The organism is Mesorhizobium sp. M0217, assembly GCF_040321955.1.
GTDB lineage: Bacteria > Pseudomonadota > Alphaproteobacteria > Rhizobiales > Rhizobiaceae > Mesorhizobium.
This window is the reverse complement of the sequence record NZ_JAMYSN010000007.1, coordinates 224,129-247,915: the sequence shown is the minus strand read 5'-3', so window position 1 is coordinate 247,915 and position 23,787 is coordinate 224,129. Positions and strand designations below refer to the sequence as shown.

Sequence of the window (23,787 nt, the reverse complement as noted above, 5' to 3'; positions counted from 1 at the left end):
TTCGAAGGCAAATCGACCCCATGGATCGTTAGCCGACGATTTTTCTTCCGGCGCAAGCGAAGGCCGATCAGGCCTTCATGAGCCATTCGTGCTCGGGCGCGTTGTGGAACTTCCACGTCCGCTTCGGCCCGGCCATGACGTTAAGGTAATAGAGGTCGTAGCCGTGACAGGCCGCGCACGGATGATAGCCCTTGGGCACCAGCACGACATCGCCGTCCTCGATCGCCATCGCCTCGTCCAGTTCGCGGGCGCCCGACTTGTCGGCGTCGGTGTAGACCCGCTGGAAGGCAAAGCCCTGCGGCGGGTTGAGGCGGTGGTAATAGGTTTCCTCAAGATAGGATTCGGCCGGCAGATTGTCCTGATCGTGCTTGTGCGGCGGGTAGCTCGATGTGTGGCCACCGGGCGTGATGACCTCGACCACCAGCAGCGAGTCGGCGGGCTTGCCCTCGGGCAATATGTTGGTGACGTAGCGCGTGTTGGTGCCTTTGCCCCGAGTCTCCTGGCCGAGGTCGTCGGGTGCGATGACGCGAACGGGCAAGCCGCCGCCCAGGCCCGGCGCCGAGCAGACCGCGAGTTCGAGATCGGTGTCGGCGGTGACCGACCAGTCCGAACCCTCCGGAATATAGACCGACCACGGCTTGCCCTCGAAGGGCGACATGCGCTCGCCGAGCAGGCCGAGTTCCTGGCCGCCGGCCTTTGCCGTGCCCTTGCCGGTGACGAACACCAGGCAGACTTCGCGACCGCCCGTCTTACCCGAGGCGTTTTCGCCGGGCTTCAAACGGTGCAGGTCGAAGCCGACATAGGTCCAGCCGGCGCTGTTGGGCGTGACATGCGCGACGCGGCCATGGCCCTTGTCGGCTTTGACGAGCAGTTTCGACATGTTTTGTCTCCTATCGCAAGTCTTCGAGGTCGGCCTCTCAACTTCGTCATCCTAGGGCGAAGCAGGAGCGAAGCTCCGTCGCGAAGACCCTAGGATGACGAAGCAAGGGACGTTCCGGCCAATCACCGACGTAGGCGATACGCCAGGTGTCGAGTGTCCGACCCGCAAGCCCTTCCGAGCCACGGCCGCTTCATTCCTTCGGTTCGGCGTCCGCCTTCGCTTCGCCGGTCTTCGGTCGATCAGGCGCAGCCTTGCTCTCCTCCACCGGCTTGTAAAGATAGAAGAACTGCCACACCGCGTAGGCAGCAAAGCCGAGCGCGATGACACCCCAGAACGGCGTGCCGGAGGCGAATTCTATCCCCGCCCAGATCACACAGACGGCGACGACGGCAACGCGCCGCCACAGCGGCCGGAAGAACGGGTGCTCGTAATCCTTCATCGGATCGCCTCAGGCATTGGGAAAGCCTTGCGTTTCCACGGCGTAGCCGGCAGCCGTCATCACGCGCATCAATTCCTTGTGGCCGACCTGCGCCATCTTGAGCGGCGGGTTCTTCTTCGGGTCCTGCTCGGCCTCGACGACGAACCAGCCTTCATAGCCATGGTCGGCGAAGCGCTGCACGATGGCGCCGAAATCGAGCGAACCGTCGCCAGGCACCGTGAAGGCACCGAGCGCCACGGCGTCGAGAAAGGACTGCTTTGTGCGGTCGAGCCCGTCGATCACGCCCATGCGCACATCCTTCACATGGACATGGCTGATGCGCTTGTGGTGGTTGTCGATGGCGCGCAGCACGTCGCCACCGGCAAAGGCGAGATGCCCTGCATCGAGCAGCAACGGAATGCCTTCGCCGGAATGGCGCATGAAGGCATCGAGCTCCGGCTCGGTCTCGACCACCGCCGCCATGTGATGGTGATAGGACAGCGGCATGCCTTGCTCGGCGCACCATTCGCCGAATTCGGTGAGGCGCCTGGCATAGGCCCTCATCTCGTCGTTGGACAATTTCGGCTTCGTGGCGAGAGGCCTGGAGCGATCACCCTGGATCGAGCGGCCGACCTCGCCATAGACGATGCAAGGCGCATTCACCGCCTTGAACAGGTCGATCATCGGCTGGATGCGATCCTTGTTCTTGCCCATGTCCTCATCGACCAGCGTGCCGGAGAACCAGCCGCCGCACAGCGTCACGTCGGCCTTTTTCAGGATAGGCAGCATGATTTCGGGGTCATTGGGAAAGCGGCGGCCCATTTCCATGCCGGTGAAGCCGGCCGAGCGCGACTGGCGCAGGCACTCTTCCAGCGAGACGTCGTCGCTGAGTTCGGCAAGATCATCGTTCCACCACGCAATGGGGGACATGCCCAGTTTGGCTTTCAAGTTTTAGCTCCGGTTTCTTGTTCACCCTCCCCCTTGTGGGGAGGGTCGCTGCGAAGCAGCGAGGTGGGGTGCGGCGCCAGACCCCCACCCGGACCTTCGGTCCGACCTCCCCACAAGGGGGAGGTAGGGGCCGGGTGCATGTACATCAATCGCCGATTGTCTGCATCTGCCGCTTTTCGTCGTAGGCCTTGCGGGCTGCGTTGACCTGCGGCCGTGCGGAGACTTCCGGCACCGCGACATCCCACCAATGGCCGCCGGCATCGGTGGAAATCAGCGGGTCGGTGTCGATGACCAGCACGGTGGTGCGGTCGTTGGTTTTCGACTTTTGCAGCGCGGTCTCCAGGCCGGTGATCGACGGCACCTTCTCGGCAATAGCGCCCATGCTCGCCGCATGCGCGGCGAAGTCGATGTCGGGCAGGATCTCGTGGCGCGCGTCCTTCAGGAGGTTGTTGAAGTTGGCGCCGCCGGTGGCCATCTGCAGCCGGTTGATGCAGCCATAACCCCTGTTGTCGAGCACCACTATGGTCAGCTTCAGGCCGAGCATCACCGACGTGGCGATTTCGGAATTCATCATGAGGTATGAGCCGTCCCCGACCATGACGACGACCTCCTGGTCGGGCTTGGCCATCTTGGCGCCGAGCCCGCCGGCAATCTCGTAGCCCATGGTCGAGAAGCCATATTCGCCATGGTACGAGCCGGGCGCGCCTGCCTGCCAGAGCTTGTGCAACTCGCCCGGCAGGCCGCCCGACGCGTTCAGCAAGGTCACGCCGGATCCCAGCGCGCGCTGCACGGCGCCGATCACCTGCGCGTCCGACGGGAAGGCGGCGTTGGTCGACGCCGTCACCTTGGAGGCTTCGGCCTGCCAAGCCTTCTTGCCTTGGGTCGCATTGTCGGTCCATGTCGCCGGTGCTTTCCAGTTCCCCAGCGCAGCACCGAGTTCGGCGAGCCCTTCGGCCGCATCGGCGACCAGCGGCAGCGCGCGGTGCTTGCCGGCGTCGAAAGGCTGCACGTTGAGGCCGATGATGGTCTTGCCGGAGTTCTTGAACAGCGCCCACGAGCCGGTGGTGAAATCCTGCAGGCGGGTGCCGATGGCGAGCACGACATCGGCTTCCTCGGCCAGCCGGTTGGCCGCGGACGTGCCGGTGACGCCAACCGCCGCCATGTTGAGCGGATGTGTGTCGGGCAGCGAGGACTTGCCGCCTTGCGTCTCGCAGACCGGAATGCCGGCGCTCTCGGCGAATTTCGCCAGTTCGTCCGAAGCCTGCGCATACAGCACGCCGCCGCCGGCGATGATCAGCGGTTTTTTCGCACCCTTCAGCGCGGTGACCGCCGCCGCCAATTCATGCCGGTCCGGACGCGGCCGGCGCTGGTGCCAGACGCGCTCGGCGAAAAAGCTCTCGGGATAGTCATAGGCCTCGGCCTGCACGTCCTGGCAGAGCGACAGCGTCACCGGGCCGCATTCCGCCGGATCGGTCAGCACCTGCATGGTCCGCGCCAATGCCGGGATGATCTGCTCGGGACGGGTGATGCGGTCGAAATAGCGCGACACCGGACGGAAGCAGTCATTGACCGTCGCGGTGCCGTCGGAAAAGTCCTCGGCCTGCTGCAGCACCGGATCGGGGATGCGGTTGGCGAAGACATCGCCCGGCAAAAACAGGACGGGCAACCTGTTTACGTGGGCGAGCGCCGCCGCCGTCACCATGTTGAGCGCACCGGGGCCGATCGAAGAGGTCGCGGCCATGAAGCGGCGGCGGAAATTGGCCTTGCCATAGGCGATCGCCGCATGCGCCATCGCCTGCTCATTGTGGGCGCGGAAGGTCGGCAATTCGTCGCGCAGCTGGTACAGCGCCTCGCCGATGCCGGCGACATTGCCGTGACCGAAGATCGCCCAGACACCGCCGAAGATGGGCACTCGTCTGCCGTCGATCTCGGTCATCTGCTTGCTCAGAAAGCGGGTCAGCGCCTGCGCCATCGTCAGGCGGATTGTCTTGCTCATGGTGTTTTCCTCCGCAGTCCTCTTGCCGCGCCTTTATGCTGCTTTACGGCCACGCGCGGCAAGCCACGCTTCGGTCAACTGTTCGAAGCGCGCGGCCATGTCGGCGATAGCCTCGTCATCCGTCATCTTGCCCGCCAGCCATTGTTCGGCGGCGTGGACGAAGATGGTGCGGCCGACGGCAAAGCCCTTGACGATCGGCGCCTTGGCGGTGGCGGCAAAGGCCGCTTCCAGTTCGTCCTGCGGCGCTTCGAGACCCAGCAGCACGACGCCACGACACCAGGGATCGTGCTTCAGGATCACCGCTTCGATCTTGGCCCAGGCGCCGGCCGACGCCTGCGGTTCGAGCTTCCACCAGTCCGGCTTGATGCCAAGCGCATAGAGTTCTTCCAGGGCGCGCGGGATGGTCGTTTCGTCGAGCTTGCCGTGCTTGCCGGCGATGATCTCGACCAGAAGCTCCCGGCCGACCTTCCGCGCGGCTTCGAACAGCGAGCGCAGCTTCTGCTGCTGCTCTTCCTTGAGCGCTGCCGGATCGTCGGGGTGATAGAAGCACAGGCATTTGATGCAGTGGTCGACCGGCCATTCCACCAGTTGCGAGCCGATGTCCTGCGAGAACTCGAAGCGCAGCGGCCGCGAGCCCGGCAGTTCGACGGGACGGCCGAGCCAGGCAAAGGGGTGGCGGGCGAATTCGAACATCGCTTCGCGGCCATGCTTCTCGTCGATCAGCATGCCATAGCCGTCGCGGCCGGCGGCGACTTTCGCCGCAGCCTTGACCGCCAGCACCTTGAAATCGCGGATGCGCGCCGGATCGGCGCCGGTCTTTGCCGCGACGTCCTCAAGCTGCACACGGTGGTCGCAGGCGAGCGCCATCATCGAGGGGATATCGCGGCGGCGGGTCGTCGCCCAATGGATGTGGTTGATCGCCTCGTCCTTGCGCAGAGCGAGGTGCTTGCTGCCGTTCCTGAGGAAGAACTGCAATTCCTCGAAGGTCGGATATTCCGGCGCGCAGAGCAGCCGCGACACGGCGAAAGCGCCGCAGGCATTGGCCCAGGTCGCCGCTGTCGCATGATCTTCGCCACCCAGCCAGCCGCGCAGGAAACCGGACATGAAGGCATCGCCCGCGCCCAGCACATTATAGATCTCGATCGGAAAGCCCTTGCCGACGATACCGTCTTCCAGATCGTCGCTGACCGGCCCGTCATAGACGATGCAGCCCATGGCGCCGCGCTTCAGTACGATGGTTGCCTTGGACAGCGCGCGGATCGTCTTCAGCGCGCTCAGGCAATCGTCGGCGCCCGAGGCGATCATGATCTCTTCCTCGGTGCCGACGATGAGGTCGCAATCGGGCAGCACCGTCTTCAGCTGGGCTGAGACGCGGTCGGATTTGACATAGCGCTCAAAACCTTCGGCATGGCCGGCGAGCCCCCAGAGGTTGGGGCGGTAGTCGATGTCGAACACCACCTTGCCGCCCTTGGCCTTGATGATGCGGATCGCCTTGCGCTGGGCGGCGTCGCTGTTGGGCCGGGAAAAATGCGTGCCGGTGACGACGATCGAGCGGGCCGAGGCGATGAAGGCTTCATCGATGTCTTCTTCGGCGAGCGCCATGTCGGCGCAGTCGCTGCGATAAAAGATCATTGGCGAGACGCCTTCGCTCTCGACCGAAAGCAGCACCAGGGCCGTCAGCCGTTCCTGGTCGGTCTTGAGCCCATCGACATTGACGCCTTCGCGCCGCAGCTGCTCGCGGATGAAGCGGCCCATCTGCTCGTCGCCGACGCGGGTGAGCAGCGCCGAGCGCAGGCCGAGCCTGGCCGTACCGACGGAGATATTGGCCGGGCAGCCGCCGACCGATTTGGCAAATGAGCCGATGTCCTCCAGTCGCGAGCCGATCTGCTGGCCGTAAAGGTCGACGGAAGCGCGACCGATGGTGATGACATCGAGCGTCGCCTGTTTGGCGTCCACGGCTTCGCTCATTGGAACCTCCCGTCGGTCTTGTTGTCTTGAGCAACGTAGTTGGGGGACACGCGCGAGCGGCAGCGTGGCGCCGGGAATATGAAATAATAATTCCAATCTATAGTCAATATGGAATGAGCATTCCTTCCGCGAATTTCGAGCGCCGGGCGCCGGCCTAGGCCTTACGCTTCTTGCCCGTGCTGCGCCGCTTCTCGCCGACGCCGACGGTGAGCGCCATGGCCAGCGCCATGGTGGCCGACAGCGAGCGGAAGCCGGCAAAATCGGCCTCGGCAACCTCGAACCAGACCTTGGCGAACTGCGCTAGTGGCGAAAACGAACTGTCGGTGATGGCGACGATCGGCACGCCCTGTTCGGAAATGGTGCGGGCCTCCTCGATGGTGGCCGGCGCATAGGGCGAGAAACTGATGGCAATGACGGCGTCCGCCGGCGTGGCGAAGGCGACCATCTCGGCATTGAGGCCGGCGGCGGATTCGATCAGCTGGTTGCGGATCTTCAGTTTGCCCAGCGCATAGGCGATGTAGCTCGCCACCGGATAGGAGCGGCGCTTGGCCAGGACATAGATGGTCTCGGCCTTGGCCAGCAGCGCAATTGCGTCTTCCAGATGGGCCTCGTCCAGCGAGCGTGAGATGTCGTTGAGCGAAGTGCTGGCGGCGGCGACGAAGCCGTCGAAGATGGCGCGGTGTCCAGCACCCGCATCGGCCTTGGCGCGCAGCGCCTGCAGGCGTTCGTCATAAGAGGAATTGCGCTCGCGCAGCCGCTCGCGAAACACCTGCTGCAGGCTGGTGAAGCCGTCGAAGCCTAGTTGCTGGGCAAAGCGGATCAAGGTGGACGGCTGCACGCCCGCCGAAGCGGCGATGCTGGCGGCGGTGCCAAAGGCGATGTCATCGGGATTGTCGAGCGCATAGGCGGCGATCTGGGCGATGCGCTTGGGCAAGGTTTCACGGCGATCGAGGATCGTGGCGCGCAGCGTCTCGAAGTCGCGAGGTACCCGTTCGTCCATCGTCGCCCCGTCCAAGCTCATCTAGAGCATGATGCCGAAAAGTGTGCAGCGGTTTTCGGACGACATCATGCTCTCTTTAACTCAAGTGACGTCCTCTCTGCCCCATCATAGCGAGCCTGCGCAAGAAGGCCATAAAAAATGAGGCAGACATTCCATTCGGAGAAGAAATGGACTAATTCATCCATCGATCGCTTCAGGTATTGGGAGAAAGAAATGGTCGGCGTTGGTCTTATCGGCACGGGTTTCATGGGCAAATGCCACGCCATTGCGTGGAGCGCCGTCGGCGCCGTCTTTCCCGATGTCGCCAAGCCGAAGCTGGTCCATCTCGGCGAGGTCAACGAGGAGCTGGCCAAGCGCAAGGCCGGTGAGTTCGGCTTCGCCAAGGCGTCGGGCGACTGGCGTGCCGTCGTCAACGACCCCGAGGTCGATATCGTCTCGCTGACCACGCCCAATCAGTTCCATCCGGAGATGGCCATCGCTATTCTCGAAGCCGGCAAGCATCTGTGGTGCGAGAAGCCGATGGCGCCGAGCTTTGCCGAAGCAGCGGCGATGGCGGCCGCGGCGAAGAAGTCCGGCAAGGTCGCAGCGCTTGGCTACAACTACATACAGAGCCCGGCCATCCGCCACATCGGCGCGCTGCTCGAGGAAAAGATCATCGGCGAGGTCAACCATCTGCGCATCGAGATGGACGAGGACTTCATGGCCGACCCCGAAGCGCTGTTCTTCTGGAAGCATGAGGCCGCATCCGGCTATGGCGCGCTCGACGATTTCGCCGTGCATCCGCTGTCGCTGGTCTCGACGCTGTTCGGCCGCGTCGCAAAAGTGATCTGCGACATGGCCAAGCCCTATGTCGACCGCAAGCTGGCCAGCGGCGGCCGCCGTGCGGTGGAAACCTACGACATCGCCAGCGTGCTGATGCATCTGGAAAACGGCATTGCCGGCACGCTGCTGGTCAACCGCTCGGCCTGGGGCCGCAAGGGCCGCATCGCCATACAGATTTTCGGCTCCAAAGGATCGATCCTGTTCGACCAGGAGCGGATGAACGAAATCCAGCTCTACGTCACCGCCGATCGCCCGACCGAACAGGGCTACCGCACCATACTGGTCGCGCCGCACCACAAGCCTTACGACGCCTTCCTCCCGGCGCCGGGCCATGGGCTCGGTTTCAACGACCTCAAGATCATCGAGTGCCACGAATTGCTGACGCGGCTTGCCGGCAAGCCGGCACGGGTCATCGAATTTGCCGAAGGGCTGGAGATCGAGCGCACCGTGCACGCGATGGCGAGGTCGTTCGAGGAGAAGCGCTGGGTGGAGGTGCGGTAAGATCCGCTCGTTTCAGCCGCCAGCGACAGCGTTCCAGCCATCGGCCCAGACCTGCCGCAGGCGATCGCCTTCGCCCTTGAAGCGCAGCCCGGTCGCCCGGCAAGCCGCGATGCGGTCGCTGCGGAAATTGCGGATCGCCTGGCGCAATTCGCACCAGGCGACGATGTTGGCGGTCTCTGAATAGTAGATCAGCGCGATCGGACGGATCAGCCGCTCGGAGGCGCGGCCGATTCCGTCGCGATAGGACAGGTCGAGCTTTTCCTCGTCGCGGATTGCGCGGCGCACCAGCGCCAGATCGATGGTGCCGATTGCCGGTGCAGCGAACCCCCAGACATGCAGTGCGTTGGCGTCGAACGCCTGGCGCAACGGCGGCGGCACGGCGCCGGCGATCTTGGCGCTGACGCGCTTGGCCGCCTGCTTGAGCTCGCTGTCTCCCGTGCGCTCCAGCAGCGCCAGCGACAGGACGATCGCCTCCATCTCCTCGATCGAAAACATCAGCGGCGGCAGGTCGAAGCCGGGCCGCAATATATAACCGATACCGCGCCCGCCTTCGATCGGCACGCGCATCGCCTGCAGTGCGGCGATGTCGCGATAGATCGAACGCATCGTGACTTCCAGCTGCCCGGCGATCATGGCCGCCGTCACCGGCTGCCGCGCCAGCCGCAGGATCTGGATGATCTCGAACAGCCGCGACGCCTTGCGCATTTCCTCTCCCTGATGAAACGCTACTGACACATCCCCGTCAGTTGGAATGATTTATTGGACTGCCTGTCGGGTTGAAAATCAACAAATTCCTCAACGGCACCCCAGCAGGAAGCGACAGGCAACTGACATGAGTTACGCGGAAAATCTCTGGCTGTTCTTTATCCTGCTGTCCGGCATCATCATCGTGCCCGGCATGGACATGCTGTTCGTGCTTGCCAATGCGCTCACCGGCGGCCGCGACCGGGGCCTCGCCGCCACCGGCGGCATCATGGTCGGCGGCATCGTGCACACGCTGAACGGCGCCATCGGCGTCGGCCTGCTGATGCATTTCGTACCGATCCTGTACAAGCCGCTGCTGATAGCCGGCGCCGCCTACATGGCCTTCATCGGCATCTCGCTGATGCGCAGTTCCATCACCGTCGGCCATGACGGGCCCGCCGGCAGCCGTACGGCCTGGAAGGCCTTTCGCCAGGGACTGGTGACCTGCCTGATCAACCCGAAGGCCTATCTCTTCATATTTGCCGTCTATCCGCAGTTCCTGAAGCCGGATTACGGCCCGATCTGGATGCAGGCGACGGTCATGGGCTTGCTGACGGTGGCGACTCAGGCCGCGATCTATGGCGGGCTCGCCATCACCGCCGGCCGCAGCCGCAATCTGCTGGTGGCCAATCCGCGGGCGACCGCTTTTGCGGGCCGGGCGGCCGGACTGCTGCTGTTTGCGGTCTCGGTGTTTACGGCATGGGAAGGGTTGAGGGCAGCGTGATCCCGATCAAGCGATGACGCCGCCTTTCTTCGCCTCGGCGCGGCGCTTGCGGATCACTGTCCCGGTCTTTTCGTCGTCAAGGGCGGCAGCTACCCCGCCCGCGAGACCGTTGACGTCATGACCGCCTCACGCTCTCGCCCAAGACGACGAGAAGCTCGTCCAATTGCTCGAACGTCTCGCCCATCGCATCCGCCGCCCCGGTACCGGCCGCGTCGAGAGCCTCCTTCGAGGGATAGAGTTCGTGCATGACCAGCAGCGTCTTGCCACCCTTTTCCTCGAAGGTCAGCGTGGTGACGGGTCCACCGTCACCACCTTCGTCATTGGTCCAGACAAGGCGTGAGTGCGGTGTCACTTCGATATACCTGCCGAAGAATTCGTGAAGGTCCGAGGCGTCGTGGCCGAACACCAGGCGGTACGTGCCTCCGGTACGAGCATCCATCTCACATGAACGCAGGAACATGCCCATCGACTTCGGCACCCACCACTGCTTGAACAGCTCGGGCTTCGTCCACGCCTCGAACACGATGCGCGCCGGACCGTTGACTGTTCGCGTGACGACCAGCTCGCGCTCGGACTTCCGTTCGACCGTCGTGCGGTTGTTCGTGGGCTCACTCTCGGTTCTTTGGCGCATCGGCTTTCTCCTTCCGTTTCAATTCCTCGACAACCTTGTCCAACTCGTTGAAGCGTGCGTCCCAGAGCAGGCGGTGCCGCTCGATCCAGGCCGCCTCTTCCTCCAGTCCGCGCAGGCCGAGCTTGCAGGTCCGCACGCGGCCAACCTTCTGCGTGGTGACGAGCCCCGCCTGCTCCAGGACGCCGACGTGCTTCTTCATGCCCGTGAGGGTCATGTGGAATTTTCCGGCAAGCTCGGTGATCGAAGCGTCTGCGCGTCCGAGCTGCTCCAGAACGCCACGCCGGGTGGCGTCCGAGAGCGCGGCGAACGAGGAATCCAAGTCGGTATACTGAACCATACGGTTCAGTATTTAGCAGACCGGTTGCTGGGTGCAAGGGGAGCCGCAGCGTCCTTCCCGCGCATCGCCTCGTATCAGGCGGCGCCCGGCCGGTTCTCCATCATGGCGCGGCGGGCTGAGCGGCGCCATTCTACGGCGCCGGCGAGGCCGTGCAGCACAGTCTCTGTGGTCGCCCAGTCGATGCAGCCATCTGTGATGCTCTGGCCATAGACGAGCGGCTTGCCTGATACCACGTCCTGCCGGCCGGCGACGAGATTGCTCTCGATCATGACGCCGATGATACGCTCGTCCCCTGCTGCCACCTGGCCGGCGACATCGGCCGCCACCTTCGGCTGGTTCTCCGGCTTCTTGCTCGAGTTGGCGTGGCTGACATCGATCATCAGACGGGGGGCGACGCCGATGCGGGCAAGTTCGACCGAGGCCGCCTCGACGCTCGCCGCATCGTAATTCGGCTGAACGCCGCCGCGCAGGATGACGTGGCAGTCCTCATTGCCGGTAGTAGTCGCAATGCCGCTGCGTCCGCCCTTGGTCACCGCCATGAAATGATGCGGCTGGGCGGCGGATTTCACCGCCTCGGCGGCGATCCTGAGATTGCCGTCGGTGCCGTTCTTGAAGCCGACCGGGCAGGACAGGCCGGAAGCCAGTTCGCGGTGGATCTGGCTCTCGGTGGTGCGCGCGCCGATGGCGCCCCAGGCGACGAGGTCGGCAATGTATTGCGGCGTCGTCATGTCGAGGAATTCGGTCGCTGCGGGCAGGCCGAGATTGTTGACCGCCGACAGCACGTTGCGCGCCATCCTGAGCCCCTTGTCGATGTTGAAGCTGCCGTCGAGGTCGGGGTCGTTGATCAGGCCCTTCCAGCCGACGGTCGTGCGCGGCTTTTCGAAATAGACCCGCATGACGATCTCCAACCGGTCGGACAGGGTCTCGCGCAGCGCCACTAGCCGGCTGGCATAGTCAACGGCCGCGACCGGGTCGTGGATCGAACACGGGCCGACGATGACAAGCAGCCGGTCGTCGGTGCCGTTCAAGATGGCATGGGTGGCGTTGCGTGAGGCGCTCACGGTGCGCGTTGCCGTCAGCGTGCGCGGGATCTCCTGCATCACCTGGTCCGGCGTGCTCAATTCTCGGATTTCCTTGACCCGAAGATCGTCTGTGGTGGTCAACACGGCTTTCTGCTCCTGTTTTTAGGGAGACCTGCCGGCTGATACAAAAAAGCCGCCAGGTCTGGCGGCTGTTCGGACTTGTTGCTGCAATCTTCAGATCGAGCGCAATCCTCCCGCCGCCAGCGAGCTCGTAAAGTACCAATAGGTGGCGGTCAGGTTGATCATGAGGCTCATATAGTCGATGCCGAGGCGCTTGTCACGTGGGGTATGCGGAGACAATTCGGGATGGGCCGAATCCTCGCGATTTCGTCATCCCTGGGCGGAGCAGGAGCGAAGCTCCGTCGCGGAGACCCTGGGATCCATTCCGTGACCTGGGCCGTGGAGTGCGGCGGAGCAGAATTCTGGACCGTAGCAGCGCTCTGAAGTCGCGGCATGGATCCTCGGGTCTGCGCTGCGTCGCTACGCTCCTTGCTCCGCCCGTGGATGACGAAGTGCCGGCGGTTTCGCCAATCGCCAACACGTATAACGCGGAGCGGCTCATGCGGTCCAGGGATCGAAGAGTTCAAGCCCAAAGCCTTCGAAATCTTTCGTATTGCACGTTGCCAAGGTGAGCTCGTGCGCAATCGCAGTGGCTGCGATCAGGCCGTCCATCGACGACAGACCACGACCGCGGCGCTTCGCAAGACCCATCAGGTCGCCCCAGGCCAAGGCAACCGCATCGTCCACCGGCAAAACCCGCTGTTCGAAGCGCTGGGGCAGGTCCCGGGCGAGCGATTCGGCCAGCGCCTCGCGTTTGCGGCCCTCGTCCATCAGAGAGACGCCGCGCCGGATCTCGGCGATCGACACTACGCTGATGAAGGAGCGGTCCTCATCAAGCTCGTCCAGCCAGCCCAGGACACGTGCGTCAGGCGCTGGCCTCGTCACCTCGGACAGGACATTCGTGTCGAGCAGCAGTCTCACTGCGGCAGGTCACGCGGTTCGTCGCGCTGACGTTCAAGCTCGAGATCGGCGCCGCGCAGCGGCGAGTCCAGCAGGAACTCGGCAAGCGTACCCTTGCGTGCGATCTTGCGCTGCCATTCCTCGGCCGAGACGACAACCACGCTTGGTTTGCCGTTCTTGGTGATCGTCTGCGGCAAGGACTGTGCGCGCTCGATGACCTCGGAGAGCCGGGCTTTTGCCCCGGCAACCGTCCAGTTGGTGTCTTTGGATGACGTTAGCATCGCATGCTCGTGACTAGCCTGACTATCAGGACTATGTGGGAATGGCGATGTTGCTGCAACAGGGTTTGAGGCTACTCCGGCGAGGTCCCCGCGACGTTCTGGTCGTAGTCAACCAGCGAGCCGGTCATGACACCGGATTGCGGGCTGGCCATGTAGCTGATCAGCCGCGCCAGTTGGTCGGGCTTCACCAGTTGGCCCATGGGCTGGCCGGCCTCTGCCTTTGCCAGCCAGTCGTCGGAGGCACCGTGCCATTTCTTCTGCACGATGTCCTCGCCCTCGGTGTCCATCCAGCCCGGCAGCACGGCGTTGCAGCGGATGCGGTTGAAACGATAGGCGTTGGCGACGTTCTTGGTCAGCGTCGCCAGCGCGCCCTTGCTCGAGGAATAGGGCGCAAGGAACGACTGGCCGCAATGTGCCGACATCGACAGCACGTTGACGATCGAGCCCGGCGCCTTCTTGTCCAGCAGATGCGCCACCACGCCCTGCATCAGGAAGAAGGGACCACGCACATTGGTGTGGAAAATCTGGTCGAAGGTCTCCTCGGAGGTTTCGACCAGCGACCCGCGCGCGGAGGTGGCTGCGGCGTTGACCAGCGCGTTGATGGTGCCGAAATGCGAGACGGCGGTGGCGACGGCACGCTTGCAGTCGGCCACTTTCGAGACGTCGGCGCTGATGAAGATCGCATCGACGCCGGCCTTCTTGAAGTGGGCGACCGCCTTGTCGCCCTTCTCCTGCGAGCGGCCGATGAGCGCCAGCGCCTTGCAGCCCTCGTCGGCCAGCGCTTCGGCGACGGCAAAGCCGATGCCTTGCGCACCGCCGGTGACGATGGCGCGCGTGTTCGAATTGCGATCGGCGGATGTGCTCATCGCTCTGCTCCTGTGCCTTGGTTCCGGTTCTTACTTGTCGAGACGGACGGTCTTGCCTGATGTCGCCGACTTCAGCGCGGCATCGGCCAGCTTCAGCGCCACGAGGCCGTCGGCGCCGCTCGGCGATGCCTTCTTGCCCGAGGTTGCAGCAGTGATGAAAGCGGCAATCTCGATGGCGTAGGCGTCGAGATAGCGGGTCATGAAGAAATCGTGCAGCGGCGGGCGCGTATAGCCCTTCTCGTTGGCGACCTCTATCGACACCGGCCGCTGGTTTTCGGCGGCGACCATGCCTTTGGAGCCATGCACCTCGATGCGCTGGTCGTAGCCATAGGTGGCGCGGCGCGAATTGGAGATGACGGCCTGCTTCCCGGACGCGGTTTCGAGGATGACGCTGACCGAATCGAAATCGCCGGCCTCGCCGATCTTCTTGTCGACCAGCACCGAAGCATGGGCGCTGACCGCCGCCACCTCTTCGCCGAGCAGGAAGCGCGCCATGTCGAAATCGTGGATGGTCATGTCGCGAAAAATGCCGCCCGAGCGCTTGATGTAATCGACCGGCGGCGCGCCCGGATCGCGCGAGGTGATGGTGACCATCTCGACAGTACCGATGGCGCCGTCGTCGATCGCCTTGCGCACGGCGGCGAAGTGCGGATCGAAGCGGCGGTTGAAGCCGACCATCAGCGTCGCCTTGGCCTTGTCGACCACGGCCAGGCACTTCTCGACGCGCTTGACGTCGAGGTCGATCGGCTTCTCGCAGAAGATCGCCTTGCCGGCCTTGGCGAAACGCTCGATCAGATCGGCATGGGTGTCGGTCGGCGTGCAGATGACCACGGCGTCGATGTCCTTGGCCTTCTCGATCGCGTCGATGGTGCGCACTTCGGCGCCATAGGCGGTTGCCAACTCGGTCGCCGCCTTTTCAAAAGCGTCGGCAACGGCCACCAGTCTGGCCTGCGGGTTGGAGCCGACGGCGCGGGCATGGACCTTGCCGATGCGGCCGGCACCGAGGAGGGCGAAACGAACAGTCATGGGGTATTTCCTCTAGGGGGATGGGTTCGAGAGAGTTGTGTCTCCACCTTCCTTTTGAGAAAGGTGGCAAGATAATTTTTCGAGCACGCCAGAAAACAGGATGACCATCCTGTTCAGGCCGCGAGTTCCGCCTCCCCGGTCTTGGCGCCGGTGATGTAGGAGACGATGTCGTTGCCGTCGGTGTTTTCCTTGCGCAGGTTGGCGACGATGCGGCCGCGCCGGAAGACGACGATGCGGTCGCACAGGTCGAACACCTGGCGCATGTTGTGGCTGATCAGGATCAGCGGCTCGCCATTGTCCTTCAGCGTGCGGATGATGTTCTCGACCTGCGCCGTCTCCTGCACGCCAAGGGCTGCCGTCGGCTCGTCCATGATGATCAGCTTGGAGGCGAAGGTCGCGGTCCGGGCGATCGCAACGCACTGGCGCTGGCCGCCCGACATGTGGCGAATGGTGTTGGACAAATTGGGGATTTTCACTGCCGTGCGGATCAGCGCCGCCTCGGTCGCCTTGCGCATGTATTTGCGGTCGAGGATCGAGAACGGGCCGAGATTGAAAAGCACCTTTTCGCGGCCGAGGAACAGGTTCGACGGCACGTCGAGATCGTCGGCCAGCGCCAGGTTCTGGAACACGGTCTCGATGCCCGCCGTGCGCGCTTCGATCGGCCCGGCAAAATTCACTTCCCTGCCGTCGAACCAGATCTGGCCGCTGGTGCGCTGCTCGACGGCGGTGATCTGGCGCACGAAGGTGGATTTGCCGGCGCCATTGTCGCCCATGATGGCGACATGCTCGCCCTTGCGCAGCTCGAAATTCGCGCCTTCCAGCGCATGGACGCCGCCATAGCGTTTGGTCAGGTTTTCGGTCTTCAGGACGATGTCTGTCGTGGAGATATCTGGCATGGTCAAGCCCTCAATGCCCGCATGCGCTGGCGCCATTGGTCGAGAACGACCGCGCCGACGATGATCACGCCCTTGACCATCTCCTGATAGTAGGCGTCGAGGCGCAGGAAGGTGAAGCCGGAAATGATGACGCCGAAGATCAGCGAGCCGATCACGGTGCCGACGATCGAGCCGCGGCCGCCCGACAAAGAGACGCCGCCGATGACCGCCATGGCGATGGCGTCGAGCTCGTACATGACGCCCATGCCGGACTGTGCTGTCAGGTTCTTGGAGGAGAGCACGACGGCGGCCAGCGCGGCGAGGATGCCGGCAATGACATAGACGAGGATCTTGTGGTTGGCGATCTTGATGCCCGACATGCGCGCGGCATCCTCGTTGGAGCCGATGGCGTAGCAGTGCTTGCCGTAGCGTGTGTAGGTCATGATCAGCTGGAACAGCACCGCCAGCGACAGGAAGATGATGACCGGCATCAGGCCCTTGCCGATACCAGCGAAACTTTCGGTCGGAAACGAGATCGGCTGACCCTTGGACCACCATTTGGCAATGCCGCGCGCGGTCACCATCATGCCGAGCGTGGCGATGAACGGCGGAATGCGCGTGTATGCAATCAAGGAGCCGTTGACGAGACCGGCGAGCAGACCGCAGCCGATGGCGACCAGTACCGGCACGACGACCGGCAGGTCGGTCCAGCCTTGCGCCAGGAACATCGCCTTGGGGTTGGGGTTACCGTTGACCGTCGCCACCTGGGCAAAACTCATGGCGATCATGGCGGTGGCGCCGACGATCGAGCCCGAGGACAAGTCGATGCCGCCGCAAATGATCACCTGCGTGACGCCGATGGCGATGATGCCGACGATCGACACCTGCAGGATGATGATCTGCAGGCGGGCCTCATTGAAAATCCCGGCGACGTTGTCGCGCGTGTTGAACAGGAAGCTGTCGCCAAGAAAGATGCGGCCGATCATTTCGAAGATGACGACCAGAATGACCAGCGCCAGGAAGACGTTGAATTCGGCCGGCCATGTCCGCCTCTTCGCGTCATAGCTGACCCCGCCGACGCCATGAGATGTCTGTGACATGTCTGTCCTCCGTGAGGCGGCATTTGCCCTCCCGCACGTAAGGGCGGTGAGGGAAACGGGAGCGGCGCGATTGATGCGCCGCTCCGTTAGTCGAAGGAGTCGCCGGCTCAGTTCTTCTTCAGGAACTTGTCGATGTTGGCTGGCGTCACGAGTTGGAAGGGCACGTAGACCTTGTGCTCGACCTTCTCGCCCTTGGCGAGCTTCAGCGCTGCGTCCAGAGCGCCGGCGCCCTGGCCGGCCGCATCCTGGAACACGGTGGCATCGAGGTCGCCGGCCTGCATGGCGGCAAGCGCGTCCTGCGTGGCGTCGACACCGCCGACGACGACCGTCTTCATGTCGATGTTGGCGGCCTTCATCGCCTGGATGGCGCCGATGGCGCTTTCGTCATTGTTGGCGATGACGCCGTCGAACGGCTTGCCGGTCGACAGCCAGTTGGTCATCAGGTTCTGCGCTTCGTCGCGGTTCCAGTTCGAAGTCTGCTTGTCGATGATCTTGATGAAGCTGCACTCCGGCGTGGCGATCACCTCTTCGATGTCCTTGGTGCGCTGCACGGCGGCCTGGTTGGAAAGCTCGCCCATGATGACATAGACATTGGCTTCCTTCTTGCCGGCCTCGGTGAACAGGCGGCAGACTTCCTTGGTCTCGAGCGTGCCGGAATCGGCCTCGTTCGACGCGACGAAGGCCTGGTTGTCCGGCAGCGTGTCGACATTGACCGGCTGGCGGTTGACATAGACCAACGGGATCTTGGCGGCTGCGGCGGCGTCCGACATCGCCTGCGTGGCCGAGGTGTCGACCGGGTTGACGATGATGGCGTCGACGCCCGAGGCGGCGAAGTTCTTGATCTGGTCGAGCTGCTTGGCGACGTCGTTCTGCGCGTCCTCGACCTGCAGTTCCACGCCGCTCATGCCCTTGGCCTGCTCGATCATGCCGTTGCGCAGCACGGTGAGGAAGTTGTCGTCGAACTTGGCCATCGACACGCCGACCTTGGCGGCAAAAGCGGACGAACTCATCAGCGCCGCAAAGGCGACGCCCAAAATCAGTTTCTTCATTGTGTTTCTCCTCCACATTGGTGTCCGGCTGCACCGATCTACCCGGAATCCCCGATAGCCCGAGGAATCTCTCCCTGATGCCTTCCTGTTCCGTATGGCGTTTTGTCCAAGGGATGGAACGCCAGGCTCCCAGTTTGAAACAGATGTTCCGGAACGAAAGAACCAAAATACCAATCTGATGAAATATTTATTCCATTTTTTCGCGAGACGTCAAGAGCGATTCCTAAGTCGGAAAGCGGATTTTCGGTCGCCGCGCCGCAATTTCACGTCGAATCAAGGCCGACAGCGGCCCAGGCCGAGTCTGAAGGCAGAATCTGATAGATTCTATCATCGCCGGGAGAGCCCACGCCGAACGGGTCGGCGCGGCAACGCGTTAGATATTTTCCGGCAGATAGATGTCGAAGGGCAGAAAGGTCTGGCCCGGCGCGTTGGCGGCGCCGGCCTCGATGGAATGCGCCATCAGGTCGACAAGCTCGCGGCACAAGGCGGCGAGCGGCGTCGAGATCACCATAGTCAGGATGTTGTCGGCGAGTGCCGCGCGCGATTCGGCGTTGATCTCGTTGCAGACGACCACCGGCATGTTTGCGGGCTTCGCTGCGCGCAGCGCCGAGACCGCGCCTTCCATGCCGCCGCCGGCGACATAGCAGCCGGCAAGATCCGGATACCGCACCAGGAGATCGATCATCGCATGGTGGGTGACCTGGTTGGCTTCCAGATTGACCAGCGTTTCCATCACCGTGAAGTCCGGCGCATGTTCGCGGAAGAAGGAGCGAAATCCGATCTCGCGCAGTTCATGGCCGTGGAAGCGATGACTGCCGACGAAAAGGGCGACCTTGCCGGGGTTCTTTGCCGCCCTGGCGATCATCCAGGCCGCGGTGCGACCGACCTTGCGATTGTCGAGGCCGACATATCCCTCACGGATGCCAGCGGCAAAGTCGGACAGCAGCGAGAAGACAGGTTGCCCCCTCGCTTTCAGCGACTCCACGACCGCCGTCAGCGTCGGATGGTCCGGACCGACAACGGCGATTGCTCTGGATTTCGCTGCCAGCTTGCGCATCTGGGCGGCGATCTCGTCGGCGGCTAGCGAGCTGGCGAAATCGATGGTGGCGACGCCGCGGAAGCGCTGCGATTGCGAGACCGCCATTTCTAGCTCCCTCGCGAAATCGCCGTAAAAAACATCATTGCCCCGCAGCAGCAGAAAGCCGAGGCGGTATTCCGGCAATTCCTGGCGCATGCGCCGCTTGATCAGCCCGGCGGCGTGGTAGCCGATGCCGGTCGCCGCCTCATAGACGCGGCGCGCGGTTTCCTCGCGCACCGGCAGCCGGTTGTTCAGCACCCTGTCGACAGTGGCGACGCTAACGCCGGAGATGCGCGCCAGATCGGTGATGGTTGGCCGTTTTGCCATGACTGTCCCGCATGAGTGCCTGCAACTGCTTACATCGTTCTGATGGAAAATGATAGAAACTATCTTTGTGATATTGAGACTATCACCGCATGGCGCTATTTTGCGCTCGGACACAGGCGCCTGTAATGGACATATCCGTCCTGACGGATGCTGTGGCCGACGGAGGCAGCCCCTATGGAAGCGACACTATCCACACCACCGTCCCGGCGCGACTACAGCCTGATCGGCCGCGACGCCAAGCTCGCCGTCGAGACCGGCCTGTCGGCGGCCGAGTGGTATCACACCGATATTCCGCGCAAGCAGATGAAGGAGCTGATGCAGCGCTCCGATGGGCCGGCGATCCGCGACACCACGATCTGGCTCGCCGCGCTGATCCTGAGTGCCGCCGGCGGCGCCTGGTTCTGGGGCAGCTGGTGGTGCGTGCCGTTCTTCTTCGTCTATGGCGTGCTCTACGGCTCCTCCACCGACTCACGCTGGCACGAATGCGGCCACGGCACCGCCTTCCGCACCCAGTGGATGAACGACGCGGTTTACCAGATCGCCTGCTTCATGATCATGCGCAATCCGGTGACCTGGCGCTGGAGCCACACCCGCCACCACACCGACACCATCATCGTCGGCCGCGACCCGGAAATCTCGGTGATGCGCCCGCCGGACCTGTTGCGCGTCGCGCTTGCTTTCGTCGGCGTGATCGACGCCTGGAAGGCGATGTCGGACATGCTGCGCAACGCCGCCGGCAATATCAGCGCGGCGGAAAAGACTTTTATCCCCGAACAGGAGCAGCCTAAAGCCATTCGCATCGCCCGAATCTGGACGGCCATCTATGCCGTCACCATCGCGATCGCACTGTATTTCGGCTCATGGCTGCCGCTGATGCTGGTCGGGCTGCCCCGGCTCTACGGCGCCTGGCATCATGTCATGGTCGGCCTGCTGCAGCATGGCGGGCTCGCCGAAAATGTCGTCGACCACCGGCTGAACAGCCGCACCGTCTACATGAACCCGGTCAGCCGCTTCATCTACTGGAACATGAACTATCACGTCGAACACCACATGTTCCCGATGGTGCCCTATCATGCGCTGCCCAAACTGCATGCGCTGATCAAGCACGATCTGCCGGCGCCGACGCCGTCGATCCTGGCCGGCTATCGTGAGATGATCCCGGCCTTTTTGCGCCAGCTGCGCAACGAGGACTATTTCCTCAAGCGCGAATTGCCGCCGACGGCGCGGCCGTACCGCGAGGAATTCCACAACGACGTCGTCGCCGCCGCGGCGGAATGATCGCGCGATTAAGCTTTTGTTTTGACGCAACTCCGAACGGAAACCGCAACGCACTTTTCCTGGAATTGCTTTTGGGAGGAACACATGAGCGACTGGATCGAAGCCTGCGCCGCCGGCGACATCGACGAAGAAGATGTGATGCGCTTCGATCATGGCGGCCGCACCTTCGCCATCTATCGCAGCCCCGATGACGACTACTTCGCCACCGATGGCCTGTGCACGCACGAAAAGGTGCATCTGGCCGACGGGCTGGTGATGGACGACATCATCGAGTGCCCCAAGCACAATGGCCGCTTCAATTACAAGACGGGGGCGGCACGGGGCGCGCCGGTTTGCGTCAATCTCGCCACGTATCCGGTAAAGGTCGAGGCCGGCAAAGTGCTGATCCAGATCGGGTAGGACCATGCAGGCGGGAATGGTCATCATTGGCGCCGGCGAGTGCGGCGGGCGGGCAGCCCTTGCTCTGCGCGAACTGGGCTATGACGGGCCGGTGACGCTGGTGGGTGACGAACCCCATCTGCCCTATGAGCGGCCGCCCCTGTCCAAGGACGCAATGACGAGCGACGCGGCCGAGATCAAGACGATCGCCAGCGACGAAATTCTGGCCGAGAAATCGATCCGGCATATCCATTCCGTTCAAGCGGTGGCGATCGACCGCCCGGCGCATATGGTGCGGCTATCGGACGGTTCGGCCCTGCCCTACGACAAGCTGCTGCTGGCGACCGGCTCGACACCGCGCAAGCTGCCGATGCCGGGATTGGGGTCGCGCTGCGTCTACCTCCGCACCTTTGCCGACGCGCTGGCCATTCGCGCCCACCTCAGCCCGGCAAACCGCATCGCCATCATTGGTGGTGGCTTTATCGGCCTGGAGCTCGCCGCTTCGGCGCGCAAGCTCGGGGCCAGCGTCACGGTCATTGAGGCGCAGCCGCGCATCCTCCTGCGCGGGGTGCCGGCGGAGATCGCTGAAATCATCCATCAGGCGCATGAGGCCGAAGGCGTGACCGTGCTCACCGGTCAGGGCATCGCTGATATCGCCGACGACGGCGCTGAGGTGCACATCATGCTCGCCGATGGGCAGGACATCGTCGCCGATCTCGCCGTCATCGGCATCGGCGCCGTGCCGGTGACCGGGCTTGCCGCGGAAGCGGGCCTGACCGTCGATAACGGCATCGCCGTCAATGGCGAACTCCAAACAATCGATCCCGACATCTTCGCCGCCGGCGATTGCTGCTCGTTTCCGCTCGCTGTCTATGCTGGCCGGCGGGTGCGGCTGGAAGCCTGGCGCAATGCGCAGGAACAGGGTGCGCTGGCCGCGAAGAACATGCTGGGCGCCCGCGAAGCGCATGCCGCGGTGCCATGGTTCTGGTCGGATCAGTATGGTTTGTCGCTGCAGGTCGCCGGCCTTTCGGACGAGGGCAAAAGCACGGTCCGCCGCGATCTCGGCGACGGTGCTTTTATTCTGTTTCATCTGGCCGAGGATGGCAGGCTGGTGGCGGCGAGCGGCCTCGGTACGGGCAATGCCGTGGCGCGCGACATCAGGCTGGCCGAGATGCTGATCGCCAAGCGGGCTAGGCCGGCGCCGGAGGCGTTGGGGTCGCCGGATGTGAAGCTGAAGTCGTTGCTGGCAGCGTGAAGGACTGACTTACCCTCCCCTTGTGGGAGGGTCGCTGCGAAGCAGCGGGGCGGGGGTGCGGCACCGGCCCCCACCCGGACCTGCGGTCCGACCTCCCCACAAAGGGGGAGGTAGACGGCTGAGCTAAGCCCGCTAAAACAGCGCCTTCAGCTCGTCCAGCTTGTCGTTGACCAGCCAGCCGTAATAATTCTCCTCGGGCAGTTTGACCGCCTCACCCGCCGCGCGGCGCTTGTCGTTCTCGGCCTTCAGCGCATAGGCGCGCTGCTCGGGATTGCCGACATTGTAGAGCGTGGCGGTCAGCCCCGGATTGCCTGAGATGTCGAAGCCGGCAATGTTTTTGTAGGCGTCGATCGACTTCCTGATCGTCGCTGCGACGTAGGGCAATGTCAGGTCCGGATCCATGATGGTCTTGTAGACCCCATTGGGATCGCCGACATCGAGCTCGGGCAGCCCCGACACCTTGTGCACGAGATCGCTCATCTGCAGCGCGGTCAGCGGGTTGAGCTGGCCGAGGCCAAAGGTCTGGCCGGCATAGTAGGGCTGGAAGAAGGTTGCGCCGAAGCGGTCGTTGGGAAAGCTTGTGCCGCCGACGGTCTTGCCGCGGAAGGAGCGGTTCCACACCTGCTCGCGGCATTCCCACAGGTCGTAGCTGTCCGACATCGTGCACTTCTTGAATTCCGGCCGCTGCACGAAATCGGTGATGTCCTCTCCGTCATAGGCGAAGGACAGCTTGCTGGAGAGGTAGGAAATCGCCTTGACGTAGTAGGTCTGCAGCCGGTCGTAGGCGTCGACATTGTAGGTGTGCTCGCCGACGATGGCGCCGACGATGTGCAAAGGATTGATGCCGTAGGCAGCGGCGGCCTTCCTGATCTTGGCGCGCAGTTCGGCGTCGTTCTGAAGCAAGGCGTAGACCTTGCGGTATTTGGCCTGGAAGGTGGTGTTGGTGGCCTGGGTGCGGCGGCTGGAGGCGCCCGGTATGTCAGGTTGCACGGCATTGCGGTTGCCCGCCGGCACCAGTGTCGCCGCGTCGGCCGCGAACAGCGTCGCCGCCAGCGTCAAGCCGAGAATGACAAGGATCAGTTTTTTCATGCGCCGCCGCCCAAGCAATTCCAGGAAAAGTGTGAAACGGTTTTCCGTCCGGAATTGCGTCTAGAGAATTGCCGCGCAAACTAGGGAGTGCTCCCGGTTGAGTCGAGAGCGCCCTTGCACCCGGCAAGACGAAAGGTGGCCCGATGATACCATCCGGCCACACATCAAGCTGTT

The 23,787-nt window shown here is 63.4% G+C and carries 25 protein-coding genes; 5 read left to right on the top strand and 20 right to left on the bottom strand.

Translation table 11 applies throughout. The annotated features are described in order from the left end of the window. Nucleotides 1-67 precede the first annotated feature (67 nt). From iolB to NKJ18_RS14970, 6 genes are all read right to left on the bottom strand, one after another. Nucleotides 68-880: a 5-deoxy-glucuronate isomerase gene (iolB, locus tag NKJ18_RS14995; RefSeq protein WP_352745312.1), complete on the bottom strand. Its 813-nt coding sequence runs from the start codon at nucleotides 878-880 to the stop codon at nucleotides 68-70. Nucleotides 881-1,070: 190 nt separating this feature from the next. Then, nucleotides 1,071-1,319, bottom strand: a complete 249-nt coding sequence (locus tag NKJ18_RS14990; RefSeq protein ID WP_352745315.1) for a DUF3329 domain-containing protein — start codon at nucleotides 1,317-1,319, stop codon at nucleotides 1,071-1,073. A 9-nt stretch (nucleotides 1,320-1,328) separates the two neighbouring features. Further along, nucleotides 1,329-2,246, bottom strand: coding sequence for a myo-inosose-2 dehydratase (gene iolE / locus NKJ18_RS14985; protein WP_352459961.1), 918 nt, complete (start codon nucleotides 2,244-2,246; stop codon nucleotides 1,329-1,331). 145 nt (nucleotides 2,247-2,391) lie between these two features. Further along, a complete protein-coding gene (gene iolD / locus NKJ18_RS14980; protein WP_286455401.1) occupies nucleotides 2,392-4,242 on the bottom strand; it encodes a 3D-(3,5/4)-trihydroxycyclohexane-1,2-dione acylhydrolase (decyclizing) in 1,851 nt (616 codons plus the stop codon). Between the two features lie 33 nt (nucleotides 4,243-4,275). Continuing rightward, entirely contained in the window at nucleotides 4,276-6,210 is a 1,935-nt protein-coding gene (locus NKJ18_RS14975; protein WP_352519347.1) for a bifunctional 5-dehydro-2-deoxygluconokinase/5-dehydro-2-deoxyphosphogluconate aldolase, read from the bottom strand. 154 nt (nucleotides 6,211-6,364) lie between these two features. Next, nucleotides 6,365-7,210, bottom strand: a complete 846-nt coding sequence (locus NKJ18_RS14970) for a MurR/RpiR family transcriptional regulator (RefSeq protein ID WP_023672343.1) — start codon at nucleotides 7,208-7,210, stop codon at nucleotides 6,365-6,367. 213 nt (nucleotides 7,211-7,423) lie between these two features. On the opposite strand from NKJ18_RS14970, the gene NKJ18_RS14965 reads away from it, so the two are divergent. Then, nucleotides 7,424-8,533 carry a Gfo/Idh/MocA family protein gene (locus NKJ18_RS14965; protein ID WP_352758547.1) on the top strand — a complete coding sequence of 370 codons (1,110 nt, stop codon included), beginning with the start codon at nucleotides 7,424-7,426 and terminating at the stop codon, nucleotides 8,531-8,533. A 12-nt stretch (nucleotides 8,534-8,545) separates the two neighbouring features. Here the strand turns inward: NKJ18_RS14965 and NKJ18_RS14960 are convergent, their stop codons facing one another. After that, nucleotides 8,546-9,238 carry a helix-turn-helix transcriptional regulator gene (locus NKJ18_RS14960; RefSeq protein WP_352758545.1) on the bottom strand — a complete coding sequence of 231 codons (693 nt, stop codon included), beginning with the start codon at nucleotides 9,236-9,238 and terminating at the stop codon, nucleotides 8,546-8,548. A gap of 127 nt (nucleotides 9,239-9,365) precedes the next feature. Between NKJ18_RS14960 and NKJ18_RS14955 the strand changes: the two genes are divergently transcribed. Then, nucleotides 9,366-10,001, top strand: coding sequence for a LysE family translocator (locus NKJ18_RS14955; protein ID WP_352758543.1), 636 nt, complete (start codon nucleotides 9,366-9,368; stop codon nucleotides 9,999-10,001). 115 nt (nucleotides 10,002-10,116) lie between these two features. Here the strand turns inward: NKJ18_RS14955 and NKJ18_RS14950 are convergent, their stop codons facing one another. The 12 genes from NKJ18_RS14950 to NKJ18_RS14895 all read right to left on the bottom strand — a co-directional run bounded on the left by NKJ18_RS14950 (nucleotide 10,117) and on the right by NKJ18_RS14895 (nucleotide 19,613). Then, nucleotides 10,117-10,632 (bottom strand): SRPBCC domain-containing protein, encoded by a 516-nt coding sequence (locus tag NKJ18_RS14950; protein WP_023748280.1) that lies wholly within the window; start codon nucleotides 10,630-10,632, stop codon nucleotides 10,117-10,119. Continuing rightward, on the bottom strand, nucleotides 10,610-10,969 hold the full coding sequence (locus tag NKJ18_RS14945) for an ArsR/SmtB family transcription factor (protein WP_023672338.1): 360 nt from the start codon (nucleotides 10,967-10,969) through the stop codon (nucleotides 10,610-10,612). Before NKJ18_RS14945 ends, NKJ18_RS14950 begins: the two co-directional genes overlap by 23 nt. A gap of 74 nt (nucleotides 10,970-11,043) precedes the next feature. Next, nucleotides 11,044-12,135: a 3-deoxy-7-phosphoheptulonate synthase gene (locus tag NKJ18_RS14940; RefSeq protein WP_352758541.1), complete on the bottom strand. Its 1,092-nt coding sequence runs from the start codon at nucleotides 12,133-12,135 to the stop codon at nucleotides 11,044-11,046. Nucleotides 12,136-12,225: 90 nt separating this feature from the next. Further along, on the bottom strand, nucleotides 12,226-12,351 hold the full coding sequence (locus NKJ18_RS14935; RefSeq protein ID WP_280938682.1) for a hypothetical protein: 126 nt from the start codon (nucleotides 12,349-12,351) through the stop codon (nucleotides 12,226-12,228). A gap of 258 nt (nucleotides 12,352-12,609) precedes the next feature. Continuing rightward, complete coding sequence (locus NKJ18_RS14930) at nucleotides 12,610-13,032, bottom strand: type II toxin-antitoxin system VapC family toxin (protein WP_023823981.1); 423 nt, start codon at nucleotides 13,030-13,032, stop codon at nucleotides 12,610-12,612. Then, nucleotides 13,029-13,292 carry a type II toxin-antitoxin system Phd/YefM family antitoxin gene (locus NKJ18_RS14925; RefSeq protein WP_023672335.1) on the bottom strand — a complete coding sequence of 88 codons (264 nt, stop codon included), beginning with the start codon at nucleotides 13,290-13,292 and terminating at the stop codon, nucleotides 13,029-13,031. Before NKJ18_RS14925 ends, NKJ18_RS14930 begins: the two co-directional genes overlap by 4 nt. Nucleotides 13,293-13,363: 71 nt before the next feature. Then, nucleotides 13,364-14,158 (bottom strand): SDR family oxidoreductase, encoded by a 795-nt coding sequence (locus NKJ18_RS14920; RefSeq protein WP_352710622.1) that lies wholly within the window; start codon nucleotides 14,156-14,158, stop codon nucleotides 13,364-13,366. Between the two features lie 30 nt (nucleotides 14,159-14,188). Next, on the bottom strand, nucleotides 14,189-15,184 hold the full coding sequence (gene iolG / locus NKJ18_RS14915; protein WP_023672333.1) for an inositol 2-dehydrogenase: 996 nt from the start codon (nucleotides 15,182-15,184) through the stop codon (nucleotides 14,189-14,191). 113 nt (nucleotides 15,185-15,297) lie between these two features. Next, nucleotides 15,298-16,080 carry an ATP-binding cassette domain-containing protein gene (locus NKJ18_RS14910; protein ID WP_027049093.1) on the bottom strand — a complete coding sequence of 261 codons (783 nt, stop codon included), beginning with the start codon at nucleotides 16,078-16,080 and terminating at the stop codon, nucleotides 15,298-15,300. A 2-nt stretch (nucleotides 16,081-16,082) separates the two neighbouring features. Further along, nucleotides 16,083-17,159, bottom strand: a complete 1,077-nt coding sequence (locus NKJ18_RS14905; RefSeq protein ID WP_023710443.1) for an ABC transporter permease — start codon at nucleotides 17,157-17,159, stop codon at nucleotides 16,083-16,085. 107 nt (nucleotides 17,160-17,266) lie between these two features. Beyond that, nucleotides 17,267-18,208, bottom strand: coding sequence for a sugar ABC transporter substrate-binding protein (locus tag NKJ18_RS14900; RefSeq protein WP_023684065.1), 942 nt, complete (start codon nucleotides 18,206-18,208; stop codon nucleotides 17,267-17,269). A gap of 373 nt (nucleotides 18,209-18,581) precedes the next feature. After that, complete coding sequence (locus tag NKJ18_RS14895) at nucleotides 18,582-19,613, bottom strand: LacI family DNA-binding transcriptional regulator (RefSeq protein WP_023710442.1); 1,032 nt, start codon at nucleotides 19,611-19,613, stop codon at nucleotides 18,582-18,584. Nucleotides 19,614-19,787: 174 nt separating this feature from the next. Between NKJ18_RS14895 and NKJ18_RS14890 the strand changes: the two genes are divergently transcribed. The 3 genes from NKJ18_RS14890 to NKJ18_RS14880 all read left to right on the top strand — a co-directional run bounded on the left by NKJ18_RS14890 (nucleotide 19,788) and on the right by NKJ18_RS14880 (nucleotide 22,524). After that, a complete protein-coding gene (locus NKJ18_RS14890; RefSeq protein WP_023684067.1) occupies nucleotides 19,788-20,891 on the top strand; it encodes a fatty acid desaturase family protein in 1,104 nt (367 codons plus the stop codon). Nucleotides 20,892-20,975: 84 nt separating this feature from the next. Then, nucleotides 20,976-21,290, top strand: coding sequence for a MocE family 2Fe-2S type ferredoxin (locus NKJ18_RS14885; RefSeq protein WP_023672328.1), 315 nt, complete (start codon nucleotides 20,976-20,978; stop codon nucleotides 21,288-21,290). Nucleotides 21,291-21,306: 16 nt separating this feature from the next. Then, nucleotides 21,307-22,524, top strand: a complete 1,218-nt coding sequence (locus tag NKJ18_RS14880; protein WP_023819885.1) for an NAD(P)/FAD-dependent oxidoreductase — start codon at nucleotides 21,307-21,309, stop codon at nucleotides 22,522-22,524. 132 nt (nucleotides 22,525-22,656) lie between these two features. Here the strand turns inward: NKJ18_RS14880 and NKJ18_RS14875 are convergent, their stop codons facing one another. After that, a complete protein-coding gene (locus tag NKJ18_RS14875; RefSeq protein WP_023672326.1) occupies nucleotides 22,657-23,613 on the bottom strand; it encodes a DUF1402 family protein in 957 nt (318 codons plus the stop codon). Between the last annotated feature and the right edge of the window lie 174 nt (nucleotides 23,614-23,787).

Coding starts and splice junctions, on each gene's coding strand:
- iolB (WP_352745312.1), bottom strand. CDS start 880: ATGTCGAAACTGCTCGTCAAAGCCGACAAGGGCCATGGCCGCGTCGCG.
- NKJ18_RS14990 (WP_352745315.1), bottom strand. CDS start 1,319: ATGAAGGATTACGAGCACCCGTTCTTCCGGCCGCTGTGGCGGCGCGTT.
- iolD (WP_286455401.1), bottom strand. CDS start 4,242: ATGAGCAAGACAATCCGCCTGACGATGGCGCAGGCGCTGACCCGCTTT.
- NKJ18_RS14975 (WP_352519347.1), bottom strand. CDS start 6,210: ATGAGCGAAGCCGTGGACGCCAAACAGGCGACGCTCGATGTCATCACC.
- NKJ18_RS14970 (WP_023672343.1), bottom strand. CDS start 7,210: ATGGACGAACGGGTACCTCGCGACTTCGAGACGCTGCGCGCCACGATC.
- NKJ18_RS14965 (WP_352758547.1), top strand. CDS start 7,424: ATGGTCGGCGTTGGTCTTATCGGCACGGGTTTCATGGGCAAATGCCAC.
- NKJ18_RS14960 (WP_352758545.1), bottom strand. CDS start 9,238: ATGCGCAAGGCGTCGCGGCTGTTCGAGATCATCCAGATCCTGCGGCTG.
- NKJ18_RS14955 (WP_352758543.1), top strand. CDS start 9,366: ATGAGTTACGCGGAAAATCTCTGGCTGTTCTTTATCCTGCTGTCCGGC.
- NKJ18_RS14950 (WP_023748280.1), bottom strand. CDS start 10,632: ATGCGCCAAAGAACCGAGAGTGAGCCCACGAACAACCGCACGACGGTC.
- NKJ18_RS14945 (WP_023672338.1), bottom strand. CDS start 10,969: ATGGTTCAGTATACCGACTTGGATTCCTCGTTCGCCGCGCTCTCGGAC.
- NKJ18_RS14925 (WP_023672335.1), bottom strand. CDS start 13,292: ATGCTAACGTCATCCAAAGACACCAACTGGACGGTTGCCGGGGCAAAA.
- NKJ18_RS14920 (WP_352710622.1), bottom strand. CDS start 14,158: ATGAGCACATCCGCCGATCGCAATTCGAACACGCGCGCCATCGTCACC.
- iolG (WP_023672333.1), bottom strand. CDS start 15,184: ATGACTGTTCGTTTCGCCCTCCTCGGTGCCGGCCGCATCGGCAAGGTC.
- NKJ18_RS14910 (WP_027049093.1), bottom strand. CDS start 16,080: ATGCCAGATATCTCCACGACAGACATCGTCCTGAAGACCGAAAACCTG.
- NKJ18_RS14905 (WP_023710443.1), bottom strand. CDS start 17,159: ATGTCACAGACATCTCATGGCGTCGGCGGGGTCAGCTATGACGCGAAG.
- NKJ18_RS14900 (WP_023684065.1), bottom strand. CDS start 18,208: ATGAAGAAACTGATTTTGGGCGTCGCCTTTGCGGCGCTGATGAGTTCG.
- NKJ18_RS14895 (WP_023710442.1), bottom strand. CDS start 19,613: ATGGCAAAACGGCCAACCATCACCGATCTGGCGCGCATCTCCGGCGTT.
- NKJ18_RS14890 (WP_023684067.1), top strand. CDS start 19,788: ATGGAAGCGACACTATCCACACCACCGTCCCGGCGCGACTACAGCCTG.
- NKJ18_RS14885 (WP_023672328.1), top strand. CDS start 20,976: ATGAGCGACTGGATCGAAGCCTGCGCCGCCGGCGACATCGACGAAGAA.
- NKJ18_RS14880 (WP_023819885.1), top strand. CDS start 21,307: ATGGTCATCATTGGCGCCGGCGAGTGCGGCGGGCGGGCAGCCCTTGCT.
- NKJ18_RS14875 (WP_023672326.1), bottom strand. CDS start 23,613: ATGAAAAAACTGATCCTTGTCATTCTCGGCTTGACGCTGGCGGCGACG.